This is a genomic window from Mesorhizobium sp. B2-1-1, from assembly GCF_006442975.2.
GTDB lineage: Bacteria > Pseudomonadota > Alphaproteobacteria > Rhizobiales > Rhizobiaceae > Mesorhizobium.
Window position 1 is genome coordinate 330,550 of record NZ_CP083955.1, and the last position, 12,809, is coordinate 343,358.

At 58.3% G+C, this 12,809-nt stretch carries 10 protein-coding genes and 1 pseudogene; 3 read left to right on the forward strand and 8 right to left on the reverse strand.

Features of this window, described 5'->3' with window-relative positions:
- Positions 1 to 14: 14 nt before the first annotated feature.
- Positions 15 to 213 (forward strand): annotated as a pseudogene (locus tag FJ972_RS29470) (transposase); the annotation flags it as partial.
- Between the two features lie 242 nt (positions 214 to 455).
- On the opposite strand, the gene FJ972_RS29475 reads toward FJ972_RS29470, so the two are convergent.
- Together FJ972_RS29475 and FJ972_RS29480 are read right to left on the reverse strand one after the other, a co-directional pair.
- Positions 456 to 764 carry a hypothetical protein gene (locus FJ972_RS29475; RefSeq protein ID WP_411908975.1) on the reverse strand — a complete coding sequence of 103 codons (309 nt, stop codon included), beginning with the start codon at positions 762 to 764 and terminating at the stop codon, positions 456 to 458.
- A gap of 296 nt (positions 765 to 1,060) precedes the next feature.
- Positions 1,061 to 1,231 carry a hypothetical protein gene (locus FJ972_RS29480; RefSeq protein ID WP_181165432.1) on the reverse strand — a complete coding sequence of 57 codons (171 nt, stop codon included), beginning with the start codon at positions 1,229 to 1,231 and terminating at the stop codon, positions 1,061 to 1,063.
- A 145-nt stretch (positions 1,232 to 1,376) separates the two neighbouring features.
- Here FJ972_RS29480 and FJ972_RS29485 point away from each other — a divergent pair, with 145 nt between their 5' ends.
- Positions 1,377 to 1,589 carry a hypothetical protein gene (locus tag FJ972_RS29485; protein WP_224646616.1) on the forward strand — a complete coding sequence of 71 codons (213 nt, stop codon included), beginning with the start codon at positions 1,377 to 1,379 and terminating at the stop codon, positions 1,587 to 1,589.
- 708 nt (positions 1,590 to 2,297) lie between these two features.
- Here the strand turns inward: FJ972_RS29485 and FJ972_RS29490 are convergent.
- Together FJ972_RS29490 and FJ972_RS29495 are read right to left on the reverse strand one after the other, a co-directional pair.
- Positions 2,298 to 4,919 (reverse strand): EAL domain-containing protein, encoded by a 2,622-nt coding sequence (locus tag FJ972_RS29490; RefSeq protein WP_224656188.1) that lies wholly within the window; start codon positions 4,917 to 4,919, stop codon positions 2,298 to 2,300.
- 542 nt (positions 4,920 to 5,461) lie between these two features.
- The gene (locus FJ972_RS29495; RefSeq protein WP_224656190.1) at positions 5,462 to 6,361 is read right to left on the reverse strand and encodes a class I SAM-dependent methyltransferase; all 900 of its coding nucleotides are present in this window, start codon (positions 6,359 to 6,361) and stop codon (positions 5,462 to 5,464) included.
- A 1,296-nt stretch (positions 6,362 to 7,657) separates the two neighbouring features.
- Between FJ972_RS29495 and FJ972_RS29500 the strand changes: the two genes are divergently transcribed.
- Complete coding sequence (locus FJ972_RS29500) at positions 7,658 to 7,885, forward strand: hypothetical protein (protein ID WP_140499490.1); 228 nt, start codon at positions 7,658 to 7,660, stop codon at positions 7,883 to 7,885.
- 687 nt (positions 7,886 to 8,572) lie between these two features.
- On the opposite strand, the gene FJ972_RS29505 is transcribed toward FJ972_RS29500, so the two are convergent.
- The 4 genes from FJ972_RS29505 to FJ972_RS29520 all read right to left on the reverse strand — a co-directional run bounded on the left by FJ972_RS29505 (position 8,573) and on the right by FJ972_RS29520 (position 12,674).
- Positions 8,573 to 8,995, reverse strand: coding sequence for a hypothetical protein (locus tag FJ972_RS29505; protein WP_140499492.1), 423 nt, complete (start codon positions 8,993 to 8,995; stop codon positions 8,573 to 8,575).
- A 138-nt stretch (positions 8,996 to 9,133) separates the two neighbouring features.
- Positions 9,134 to 9,529: a hypothetical protein gene (locus FJ972_RS29510; protein WP_140499494.1), complete on the reverse strand. Its 396-nt coding sequence runs from the start codon at positions 9,527 to 9,529 to the stop codon at positions 9,134 to 9,136.
- A gap of 787 nt (positions 9,530 to 10,316) precedes the next feature.
- Positions 10,317 to 11,753 (reverse strand): GH39 family glycosyl hydrolase, encoded by a 1,437-nt coding sequence (locus tag FJ972_RS29515; protein ID WP_140499496.1) that lies wholly within the window; start codon positions 11,751 to 11,753, stop codon positions 10,317 to 10,319.
- A 111-nt stretch (positions 11,754 to 11,864) separates the two neighbouring features.
- Positions 11,865 to 12,674: an SDR family oxidoreductase gene (locus tag FJ972_RS29520; protein ID WP_140523363.1), complete on the reverse strand. Its 810-nt coding sequence runs from the start codon at positions 12,672 to 12,674 to the stop codon at positions 11,865 to 11,867.
- Positions 12,675 to 12,809 lie beyond the last annotated feature (135 nt).

Sequence of the window (12,809 nt, forward strand, 5' to 3'; positions counted from 1 at the left end):
CCCAAAGGGGCGCCTGGCTCCTGTTCCTGGCCGCCATACTCGCCCGACCTCAACCCGATCGAGATGGCCTACTCAAAACTCAAGGCGCACCTGCGAAAGAAGGCGGCCAGAACCTTCGACACGCTTTGCGAGGCTCTCGGCGATATCTGCCACCTGTTCGAGCCAGCCGAATGCAGAAACTTCTTCAAAGCGGCCGGATATGAGGCCGATTAATCGCGACACGCTTGAGGCAGAAAAATTGCGCGGGCGCCAAAGCTGTCCGGTCTCGGCCCGCCAAGTCCCGGGAACATGGCCGCGAAGAGGACCATTTGTTCACCTGACCTGCGGCGGGAGGTGGCCATGCGCGGCCTGCGGCAGCTCTCTTTTGGCATGAGAAGCCCGGTCACAGGTGCTTGAACCGCGAGCGGCAAGGACGGCTGATCAGGCGATGAGGCGGAGAGATTCGGACGTTCCCCTCAATCCGCCATGCCGGCCTCATGGGGTACTATTGCGTCGAGGATTGCGTTGTACAAACTGACGGTATCTTCCTCGATTTCTGTGCTGCTGATGCCAGCCGCTTTCGCATCCGAAAAAAGCTTCTGGGTGAGTTGGGCAACCGAGGTGACATCCGCCCCGACTGTTTCCGGGACGTTGCTTGATATCCATTTGTGAAGGAAGTTGGTTCCACGCGTGCTCATCGAGAAAACAACCACCAGATGAACAGCGCGCAAGCCCCAACCACAACCGCTGAGACCGCTATCAAAATGCCCCTGCCGTTCTGCCATCCGGGCGGCGGCGGAGGCACCACCTTTTCAGGCTTGGTTCGATCGTCCATTCCGCAACAAGCTGCGGGGAGATCTTAGGTTCCGCTAATCCCGTTTCGCGGAAAATAACTTGCCATGGCTGCCACACATTCAATTTTTCACTCCAGCGAAAGAACCGCCTTTTTCAGCCTTCGGCTCCGACCTGCAGGAGGTGCTAAGGCCGGGTCAGTGAGAACAGCACGCCTGGCGATTTGCTCGCGTCGGCATACCGGCGATTTCTGGCCGCGAACCGCGTATTGCTTGAACACCTGACGTCCCTAGTTGCGGTCTCTCAAAAACCTCGCCTCCCGCAGCAATGAATTCCAATCGGGGCCGATGAGCTTGATCAGGTCACGCGCCTGGCGTTCCGAGATGCCGACTTCTTTAGCCAGCCGCCGAGCAAGAAGCCGCATGCCCTCGTCTTCGCGTTCGCTGCCGTCATCTTCCATCGAAACCTCCTACGGCCGAACGTGGCAGCGCTGGTTTGGTTTCGCCAGGCAAAAAAAACCGCCGGCCGGAGCAAGCGGGCGGATTGTATTGACGAATTTGGGCCGCCCTTCTTGACGAGACGCATCACCGCCACAGAACTACCAAATGACTTCAAGGATCGACGCAACTCGCGACCTAATGCTTTCGGATACCGCCGACCTAGTTGCTGCTGCAAGTGCGGCCCGGGAACTCTATGGCCCAGACGCGGCAACGGCAGTGGTCTACTGCGCCATGGAAGCACATTTCGCTGGGCGGACGGCCGATTTTCTTTTCTGGTTTGATGTTTTTCGCGACCTGATTAAGCCCAAAGCTCAATGAAGCGGCGTGAATAAAGGGCGAGGTAGGAGGCCGTTTGACCGCGCGTCCTGGCCGTCTGGAATCCGTTTGGAGAACGGCAAGGACATACTCCTGGAACTGATTGGGAATGGCCGAAGGAGCCGCGCTCGCTGGCAGCGAAGGCATCCCCCGATGAGAAGTAGCGCGGCCAACACGAAGCTCTATCGCCGCGCATCACCCGACCTGACGCCAGAACATGGACGGCGTGCCATCGATGCCCGCGGATTAACTATCGAACTACGCGGATTATTGTCGGATCAGAAGCAATGACCGCCAGAACCTGCTCGTTGCAAAAGAGGCGAAAGGCTGCCGCCTACGCAAACTGAGGAGCCCTGCAATCTGGTCGACGCCGATTACATCACGGCGCAAGCGGGGTGGCGCGAACCCGCACACTCGGATGCGGCTAGAGTTCCGGGTTTTCGGCAATTTGCTGGCGGATATCGGGAAAGGCATTGAAAAGGGCCCAGCGTCCCCGTCTGGAGATGCCAGAAGCTCTTTTATAGACGCGGGTGGACGCCCGCATTGCCACAGCCCGGCCCTGTTCAGCCTGTCGTGGGTCCACTGAGGAAAACCGCCACCCGCGCTGGATCCGGTGATCCCAATTGCCGGCAAACTGGTCGATAGGGTTAAAGCTATGGCGCAGCATTGTTGGATATCGCCCGCCGATTTAACCCGGGCCGCGTCTGACACTTAGCTGACTGCGCGCAGGCGCCGAGACCGAACAAAGAGTTGTAGTCCCTCGGAATCCAACGCATGGCCGAAGGCATAGCCTTGCAGTATGTCGCAGCCCAAATCTCCAAGCATCCGTGCGTGCTGCATCGTCTCGACACCTTCTGCTATAATCTCGATACCCAGGGACTTGCCGATCTCAATGATCGACGACACAACCTGCCTTCGTTGCGGAGATTTGACGATTGGAATGATCAGCTGCCGATCTATTTTCAACCGGCGGGGCTGTAGCTTGAGCAGGCTGACTATAGAGGCATAGCCCGTGCCGAAATCATCTATCTCTATATCGATGCCGAGTTCCTTTATTTGATTGACGTTCCATGCAATCAAATCATCGCTGCCATCCAGGAAAATAGACTCAACAAGCTCGAACGAAACCGTTCCCTTTTTGATATCTAATTTCCTTAAGCTCTTTATGAGTTCTTCGTCATGAAGACGTCGCGCGGAAACGTTGACCGATACCCGTGGTATATGGAGATTTGCATTGGACCACTTTGCAAAATCTGAAAGTGATTGATTCAGTATGGATCGATCGATCATCGAGACGACATTTAACTCGTCGGCAATCCTTAGGAAGGCATCCGGCGCTAAAATTCCCCGCTTTGGGTGTCTCCATCGCGCAAGCGCCTCGACGCCGACGATTTCGAGGGTTTTTGCATTAAATTGAGGCTGGTAGAAGGCTATGAACTCATTGCGCTCCAGGCCGCCGAGAACTTCGTCGGCAATCCGCTTCGTGTCGACGATCTCGCTTTGCATCACCTCGGTGAAGAAATCATATCGGTTGCGCCCACGCGTCTTTGCCTGGTAAAGCGCGATGTCGGCATTCACCAGCAGATGCTTGCCTTCGATGTCATTGTCGTTCTCGACTGCAATCCCCACGCTAGCACCAAAGCGGCAGCGGTGGCCGTGGTAGTAAACAGGTTCGCTCATCTTGCTGATGATGTCGTCAGCCAGCAGCCCCAGTTGCTTAGTATGCTGCACAGTGCACAGGACCACGAATTCGTCGCCGCCAATACGAGCGACGAAGCCGCCCTCCCCTACCTTGGATCGCAGCACGGTAGATGCGTGAACCAGCATCGCGTCACCCGCGGCGTGGCCAAGTGTATCATTGATGTGCTTGAACCGATCGAGGTCGATGTGAAGCAGGCCCACATGACCGCAGTCTCGCCTAGCTTTTGCTACGAAGTCTTTCAGTACCTGGTCGAGGTAACGACGGTTGGGCAAACCCGTCAGAGAGTCGTGAAGTGCGATATGCTCTATGCGCGCCTTGGCAGACTCGAGTTCTGCATTTTTCGTCTCCGACAGCTGTTTTGCGCGAACCAGGTCGCTGTTGAGCAGGACGTCGGCCGTTACATCCCATTCCGCGCCAATCATCTTGGGCGTCTCGTTTGGGGCTTGGTATATGGTGGCCTTGGATCGGACGTAACGAATTTCACCACCTGGACGGACAATCCGGTACTCCGACGAATATGTTCCGCCGCTGGCCACAGCACTGTTGAAATCTGCGTTGGCGCGGGCCAGATCCAGGGGGTGAATTGCGCCCGCCCAATCCGAATAGCCGCGAGGACCTCCATCGCTGGGCTTGCCATATATTTCGTTCACGCGATCATCCCACGACAGGTCATTGGTCGCGAGATCATGTTCCCAAACGCCAATGGCTGACGCCTCCAGAGCAAGTTCTAGGCGTCGGGACAATCGACGCAGTTCCGTATAATTGCGCTGCCTTTCACTAAGCAGCCGACCTGCTACCAGGAATGGGATCAGGATCAGCGCCCCGGCCGCGGCCATGATGGTACGCAAGAGCCAAGCGTTGCTGGGGGTCGAAGGCCAGCCGTTTTTGGGGACGGCTGCGATCTGCCACGAACCGGACGGAAGCAGAACTTCGGCCGTCACCGGATTGCTTTTGCGGATGTCTGCAGAGCCAAAAAATTGAACTCCGCTTGGGCCAAGGGCATCTTTCCCTATGAGCGCGATATCAATCCCGAGATCATCGTCAAACAGGCCGCTCGCCTTGTAAAGGCGCTGCACATCGACGACCGCGGATATGATGCCCCAAAATCTTTCACTGTTGCCCGCACTCGACACGAAAACCGGAAAACGGCCGATGAAGCCCTGGCCTCCTTGCTTCAGGTCGACGGGGCCGGCAAGAATCAACTTGCGCTCGTCTCGCGCCCTTAGCGCGGCCTTGCGTTGCCAATCATCCTTGCGGTAGTCGAGGCCCATCGCCTTCTCGTTGCCCTTCAGCGGATACAACAAGGAAACGACCAGATCGGGCGCGCCGGCAATGTTGTTCAATTGTGAGTTTTCGCTGAACAGGTTTCTCGCGAGAGAAGCAAAGCGTTGCTGTCCCATATAGGGTTCCGTCACGACCGTCGCGACCAGTCCATGCACAAGTTGGAGGTTTCCGCTGATGTTACCTTCTAGCTTGGCGCGAATTAGATTTACCTTGACCAGGACATCCGCGCGGGCGGCTTGGTCCGAAACGATTTTGTTTTGATGGTCCGCATACGCTGCGCTGATGGCAATAACCAAGACCGCCATGGCGGCCGGAATATTCACCGAAGAAAAAACGGCATCCTTCATCCCGCCGAACCTAGCGCCGAAAAGGGGCAATGGGGTCGAACTCCCTGTGTGGTTCCGGTGTTCGGATGGACTCGTGCTACAATACTAGCGTTGATTGCTTAATTTTAGACTTCACACTTCTGAAAACTTTGCACTTCCGACGGTGATGTCATCTCGGGTCGACGCCGGTCCCCTCGACGTTTTCACGCTGCCGACGACACCGATGACAACACTGATATTGATGGGAATCGTCGACAAGCGACTTCGTCACCTGCCCTGACCGCAATCAGAGAAGACAGGCGAAACGGCTACAAACGGCACGAACCTGGGCTGCTGCCAACCCCTTACAAGCCGCGCTACACGGCGCGGCTGGCCTATACGCAAGATTTAGAAACGGCTACGCTCAAGCTGAGGGCGTTCGCCTAGCAAACCAGATCGCCGTCGAAAGCCCGACCAGCCGGTGCTCGGCAGGCGGGTGCCTTCGACTGCGCGTCGTAGCAAGAGCCCTGTGCTCGGAAAGAATCCTGATCGCAGGCGACAGTCGTTTAAGCGGGATCATACCGTCACATGGATTTAGGAGCAGCGAGATATGGGATCATACCGACGCTCCGCTTCGTCGCGCCGATGGAATAGGCCATCGGAATCCTGGGAGAGTTCTTTGGCAAGCCGTACATATTCTTGCCGGCCCTCACCGCAAATGAAAAGTGCTGCCACGAAACCGTGTCATGCTCATTCAGAAAATCGAGCGTGAGCCCAGCTGAAATCAGGGCGTTCACGACATCGCTGATGGGATGAATCCACTCATAGTAGCGAGGATGCTTCAAGCGCCGGTCGTCGCCGGTATAGGTAAGTTCCTCGTTCCAGGCGAGCGGCTGAGCTATGGGTGTTCGCCAGTCGTGCTTCAACTCGAGTGCCGCGGCCTTGCGATCACACTGGAACATTAACGGATGGCCCTCAGCCATATAGAGCCGACCGCCGGGTCGCAGGAGATCGGCAACCACTCGCGCCCACCGGCCCACGTCGTCGAGCCAGTTTACCGAACCCCAAGTCACGTAAGCGACGTCAAAGGTCCGGCCAAGCGCTTCGACTGCCTCGAATAGCGGCGCTTCCACGAAGCGCACATCAGTGCCTGCCTTGGAAGCGAAATCCCGCGCAGCGGCGATGGCAGTCGGTGAAAAGTCGAGGCCGGTCACGCTGCGCGCGCCGAGATTTTTCAAGCTGATCGTGTCGAGCCCAATGTGACATTGTAGATGGATGATATCCTTGCCGACAATATTACCGAGCTCGCTCGTCTCAAGCTCATAGAGATTGGATCCCCCTGCCAGCACGTTTTCGATCTGGTAGCTGCCCGTTGTGTCAGTCGAATGCAGTTCGGCCCGATCATCCCAATTAAGGCGGTTCGTACCCAGAAACGATTCCACACCCCCTCCGATCGTCAGCGCTTGCTGATGCTTGGTAAACAAATGCTTAATATCTTTGCAGCGAAAGGGCCGTGCGTCAATCTGAGGTCGGCGGACGATGTGCCAGTTCGCGAAGCCTATAATCGCGGAGACAGCGGCGGGGTCTGAGGGAAGGTGTAGGTTGCTCGAACTGAGTTGATGATGATGCAGGCAGTTGCCGACCGCTCGCCTGGCAGTAGTTCTGCAAGCTCGGAAGAGAGCGCCAGCTGCATGCTTAACGAGGGAACAGTTTCCGCTCGTCTGCGACGACCCGCGCGGACCTGATCGGATCGGGTCGGTTTGCCTCATCAACAGCCCATCTGAGTGCCCCTCATGCCAACGAGCATCACATGATCGATTTCGGCAAGTCGGCAACGGAAGTGCTCGGATCTGAACGGGCAGCGTAGGCACGGTTCTCGCCGCCCGTCGATCAGCCCACGCTACCAGAGCTCCAACGGCGATCGCGGTTTACAGCATCGTTAACTCGCCATCGACCACGTATTGCCTGCCGGTCACATCTGCAGCAGCATCCGACAGCAGGAACCACGCGAAGGCTGCGGTCTTCGCCTTCTGGGGGGCCGAGAAAGTCGGCAGCATCCCCGGAACTTGCACTCAGCATGTCGTCTCGGGAACACGAACCCCGGTTCCGCAACGCGAGCCCAGTTCGTCCCCGCGGCTACCAACCTCTACCCTGGCACGCCCCACGGCGGCATGCGCATCCCCTGAAACCTATGGTGCTCGGAGGTTCGGCATCGCAGTTGGGGAATTGAATATTGCCAAGTGAAAGGTCGTGCCGATCTGCCGGGTCGCGGGTGCCGAGGGTGCCACATCTCTTAGATAGAGAGGTCGATCCAGGCGGCTGCAACCGCGGTCTGCTAGTGGCGTCCGTCAAGAACCATGCGAGGCATGGCCGGGCCTCGCCTTGATTCCCGAGCCCGCCTCGCCATTTTGTACCTGCGTCGTGCCCTGACTTCATCCTCCGCTTGCTTGCGCGATATCTCCACCGTACCGAGCAGCATCTTTTCTGGCATGCGATTGTCGTTTGAATTTCGAGTGGCCGCCATATTGGTTCTCCGTTGTGGAAGCCGAACTTCGACTTGGCGGAAGTGTTCCCTGCGGCGCGGGATCGATGCCTCGGGAGCACTAGTTGACCACCGACGAACAAGATCGGGAAACAGAGCCGCGACGTGGCTGGTGGCGGCAGATCCAGGGCGGGCATATCATAGTTAAATGACGGCGCAGGAGCAGGATGCGATGGGGGTGCTCAGCGGCTCCCCTTAAGCTGCTGAACAAAGGCATCGGCTTGCGGAGGACCACAGCATGCGCATGCATCATCCAGCAGACATCGCCATTTATCCAACCGATCTCGAACTGCTGCAGCGGGTTCTTATCCAGTATTGTTCAGAGAGACGGTGCAGTTTGGATTCCGCCATGGCCAACGACGCAGCATGTGAGCTGATGGCGCTGTTTCAGGCCGGCATCGAGGACGAAGGCGAACTCGAACGCATCATTTCCCGTCATGACATGCCGCTTCGGATGGTGGGGTAGGTGCCCTCCTGCCCGTGTAGTGGGCATGCTGTAGGGTCCAGGCTGCACCGCGCGGCTGGCAGGCTTATCCCACCCGCCCCCGCAACAAGGGCGCCGGCCACCTTGGCTCGGCACGGGTGCGAGCAAATTGTTTGCTAAGAACAGCCATACATCGAGCCTCGGTACCGGGTAGCCTCAATCCATAGTGCGAGGGCAATAGCTGGCGACCGCCCCTTAACTTCCAAATCGCGACCTCGATAGCCGCCAGCCGCGATCCATACTGTCTTTGAACGCTGGTAGATTGTAACGCCCCGTGCGCTCGCCCAAGCGCACAGGTCTGCAAAGTCTCGCTTCATGATTTCCCCACACGCAGCAATCGGAACGCTATAAACTGCGAAGGTGGAGGTATGTTCCACGATGCTAAAAAAGCCCGCCACCTTTCGGCGGCGGGCAATCAGCGGGAACACAGCACTGAATGGGAACAGTGCGAGGGTCCAACATCGCCAGCTCGAAATCGTTCCATGCTTCGGCAGGGATCATATAGCGGTTGCTTGACGAACTTGCCGACGTTCGCCGGAAGTCAAGAATGCCGCTGCGCTCCGCGCGCTTTCCTAGCGGATGAAAGCATAACCGCTAGGCTGCTATGCCAATGACGAGCCCCTTGCGCCGCAGATCGTCGATCTCTGCTTCATGTCTTGGCCGACGCGTTCATTTGCCCTGGCGTTGCCTATTCCACGCCTTGCTCCGACTCAACGCCGATTGCGTCGCCGTCACATAGACCGCACCATGATCCCAATTGTTCGTCTTGTGGGGAGCTTTGACGATGGCCTCTCGGTTATCCCTGTCTTTGTCCTTGCGGGCGCAGGTCTCGGTATATCGGGCGTGAACAGGTGTGAGGCCTGTCGCGTCCGCCAGATCCACTTGGGTAATCGGGAATTCAAAATTCTCGTCAACAATGTCGCCGAAAGCCCGCATGCGCACGAAAATTTCATATATCAGAAATCCAATGCGCGAAAAGGCGTCGCGCCTTCCCTCATCGATAATGCGTTCGCGCAACAGCCCTTCATCCTGAAGCGTGTTCCACCAGAAGGCGAGCGCGATACTAGGGCGGTCGAGAAGCAGTTCCTTCATGCGGGTGCCTGAGATCGGCAAGGCCGGCGTTAAGGGGCACGCAGTGACGAAGCAGGACCTGAAGTTCAGCCAGCGAGATTCGCCGAACAACTTTTCGCGACGAGAGAGGGGGCTGGCAACCCTCCACGGCGGCAGTGCCTACTTGCGGATGATCCAGTTTATCAAGGCGGGTTCGATCTGTTTGCGGTCGGTAAATTCCACGATCAGGCTTGTAGCCAGATCGCGCCATTTGTCTTCCGGCACTTTGGTTTCCAAAACCAGTTTTTTGAACACTTCGCGCAGAATGTCGCAATCAAATGCGGAGATGTCGCTCGGTGCCTTTGCCGCCTGCCCGATAAATTCGGAGCACGATCCCGGCTGGCGATCTTTCTGCTGCTCATGAAGGCGCTTCAAGAGTTGGCGCGAGGCTTCGACGGCCTTCCGGGAAAAGCTCAGGCTCCGGTGAAGTTCGTCAATCTCCAGTCCGGTACGCCGAACACTCAACCGCGCAGCCTCGACCAGCATTCGAGTGGTATCTGTTTGCGTGGCCATCATCGCCATTCCTCCCCAGCGATGTTTGTCCAATCTAGGCACATTTGATGGGTCACTTCAATGCCGACGCCGGCGGAATTCTTGGGTGCCGGCCTGTAGGATCTTAAGGACCAGCCGTTCTTCGTCAGCCATGTCGCTTGGCAGTCAGCCATTCAGAGCGGGGCCGATTGTATGGACGGGCAGCATGATCACCATCGAGCCTGTCGTTTGGGCTACAACGGCTTGCCGAAAACAAGGAACACTCACCAAAACCGCTGCGAACACAAATCATGTACCAGGCTGCCGGCCAAGCCACCATATTAGTACCCGCCACATGAAGCGGGTACTCAATCGACCGGCGATGAAGGGACTGGTGATCGGCGGTCGCCTTACTAATGTGACCTCGCCTGCGTTGTTTCACGCTTCAGACCTTTGCGCTTCGGAATCAGACTTTGGTCGGGTTTGGGCGGTCCGATTCAAACCACCTGGCAAGGCGCGCCAGATGTCGACCCCAGGCGGTCACGAGCGATGCCACAGCTATCGCGATTCTGGCGACCTAAAGGCGCCAATCCCCACAAGTTTCCGACGACAAGGCTATCACGTTACGAAAATCCCCGTTCAGCCCGAACCCGAACGGGGCGTGCATATTTGCTGCCACGCCAACCTGGCAATGGATTTGAATGGCAAGCCAAACCATACCGAGGACGGTCAGCGTGCGCGAGACGCCGTCCTGAATTCATGCAAGCCAGAGAAGTGGTCAGCGTCGTGAAGCGGCCGGCCTAGCGTACGTCTCCGAAAGCGGGCCTCGGCTTTACGTGTTCGCCAGACGAATGGCGGCGACCGATAGCGGCGGCAGCGCAATTTTGAGGACCAAGCTACCGGCCTCGCTCTTGCTCGCGACCGGCTCGCTGCGAAGCTCCGAAAGATGTTTGAGTCTATCCACGGTCGGCGCGTCGAGATATTCGGGTTTGCCCATTTCTTCCCAGCGGCGCTTGGCGTTGGCGTGCTCGGCGTCGATGCGTTGCACGCAAGCCGTGGTCGCAGTCGACGCGGCTTTCAGCGTGAACAACACCTCCTCGGTCTTGATCGGATGGCGCGGCAGGGCGAAATTCGTCAGTATCAGCGTAGACGCGCCGTCGCCGCGGACGAACCAGGCGTCGACCGTCTCGTGAGCGCCCTCGACCGGCAGCATCTCGGTGCCAGCGCCATGCAGCAATTGAAAGGCACGATAGGCCGGCTTGGCGATGCCGTGGATGTTCAACAGTCCGAACCCGCCCTGGAAGGGCAGCGAGGGAAAATAATTCTCCTCGAAAATATCGGAGAAGGTCCAGTAGCTGTATCCCTCAACCAGTCCGTTCGCTTCCAGAACGGTCTTGACGATGAACGCGGCGGCATAAGGGTCGTCATGCAAGGGATCGCGCGGGTTCGAGGAGGTGCACCATTCGGTATAATAGAGGGGCACGTCGCCCGCTTGCTTGCGCGCGCCTCGCGCCTCGTCGCGCAGGGCGCTGCGTTTGCTGGCGGCGAGCTGCGCTTCGGTGTCGTCGCCTGGTTGGCCGAAATCGTCCGTCGGGTAATGGTGCGTGCTGACGAAATCGGCGGGCAGGTCGCCGGTCCGGCAGAAATTCAGGAAATCCTCGATCCACGCGTTATCGGCCGTCGCCGGACCGCCGACCCGCAACAGCTTATCGACGCCTTTGATGGCTTCGGCGGTATAGCGATAAAGCTCGAAATAGTCGCTTTGCTTGCCGCTGCCGAAGGCGGTCAGGTTCGGCTCGTTCCAGACCTCGAAGAACCATTGGCGCACCTCGTCCAGGCCGTAGCGGCCCACCCAGTGGCTCACCAGTTTGCGGATTAGCACCGCCCATTGCGCGTAGTCCTTCGGCGGCGTGACATTGGCGCGGTAGTGAAAGGCGGTCTTGTCGCCGGACGCCAGGGCGACGGGCATGAAGCTCAATTCGACGAACGGCCTCATACCGATCGAGCGCAGATAATCGAAGATGAGATCGGCGTTGAAGAACGAATAGAACAATGTGTTGCCCTCGCCGATCAGCGTGCCCATCTCGTCGCACAATATGCCGTGGAAGCGGACATAGCGCATGCCGAGCTCATCATGCGTCCGCTTCAGTTGCGCCTGCCAGTCTGCGCGCAGGCCGAGCGTGGCGTGCCCACTGCCGATCGTGTGTTCCCAGAAATGCGGCAGTTCCGTCGCCAGTCCGTTCAGGTCACATGAAAATGTCGCCGTCATGTAAGCCGCTCCTATCCGCCACACGACGCGCGTTGGCGATGATTGTCAGTGTGGGATTGACCACCGCGATCGAGGGAAGAAGCTCGCATCGCCGACCGCCGTCCATTCCGATCAGCCGTTGGTCGAAAAGCCAGGAAAGAGCGTCATGCCGCCATCGACGAAAAGCGTGGTACCGACAACGTAGTCGGAATCGTCGGACGCCAGCCAGACGGCTGCCCGCGCGATGTCTTCCGGCAGGCCGATCCGCCCATACGGAATCAGCGTCAGCAGGCCCTTGAGCGCTTCGGGCGTATCCCAGGCGGAGGTATTGATGGGCGTGCGTATCGCACCGGGCGCGATGGCGTTGACGCGGATGCGTCTGGGGGCCAGCTCCTGCGCCATGCTTTCCATGAGCAGCTTGATGCCGCCCTTGGAGGTGGCGTAGTTCGCATGGCCTGCCCACGGGATTTCCTGGTGCACCGAACTCATGCAGATGATCTTGCCGGCCGCGCACGAGACGGACGGCACCACGCCGCGCCGCAGGAACTCGCGTGTCGCAGCCTGGGCGCAAAGGAACTGGCCGGTCAGATTGACGCCGAGAACGTTAGTCCAGGTCGCCAAAGGCATGTCAGCAAACGCCGAGTCGCGTTGCAGGCCGGCATTGGCGACAAGGATGTCGATGGTGCCGAACTCGCGCATCGTGCGCTCGAACATGTCTCGAACCTGGTCTTCCATCGAGACATCGGCCATGTGGGCGATCGCCTTGCTGCCGGCCCGATGGATCTGGTCCACGACGGCGTTCGCGGCGTTCTCGTTTTCGACATAGTTCACCACCACGTCGGCGCCCGCCCGGCCAAGCGCAACGGCAACGCTCTCGCCGATGCCTGAATTAGCCCCCGTTACGATGGCTTTCTGCCGCGCCAGAGGCTTGTGATCGGACATGGAGAACTCATTCGAAAAGAAGCTCGCCTGGAACTAAAATTATCGCCACTGCCAGGTCAGCCGGCTCCCATGAAACGCAACCGCGGACCAAAAGGTCCGGCTGGCGCCATTACAATGCGGTAACGCGCAGGAACA